2 tRNA genes are annotated in these 214 nt (G+C 57.0%); both read right to left on the bottom strand.

What is annotated here, in order from left to right:
- Nucleotides 1–4 precede the first annotated feature (4 nt).
- A tRNA-Asp gene (locus SM757_RS35460) sits at nt 5–81 on the bottom strand.
- Between the two features lie 57 nt (nt 82–138).
- Nucleotides 139–214, bottom strand: a tRNA-Glu gene (locus tag SM757_RS35455).

Here is a 214-nt window from a genome sequence, read left to right as displayed (position 1 = left end):
ACTTTGGCGGAGTGGACGGGACTCGAACCCGCGACCCCCGGCGTGACAGGCCGGTATTCTAACCAACTGAACTACCACTCCACGCGGTAGCTGCATTATATCGAATATGTCGCCATATTCCTCAAGCGCAGCCAAACTTGGCGTCCCCTAGGGGATTCGAACCCCTGTTACAACCGTGAAAGGGTCGTGTCCTAGGCCTCTAGACGAAGGGGAC

It is taken from the genome of Azohydromonas lata, from assembly GCF_034427735.1.
GTDB classification, from domain to species: domain Bacteria; phylum Pseudomonadota; class Gammaproteobacteria; order Burkholderiales; family Burkholderiaceae_C; genus Azohydromonas; species Azohydromonas lata.
Note: the sequence above shows the minus strand (reverse complement) of the source record. Positions and strands in the feature narration are given on the sequence as shown.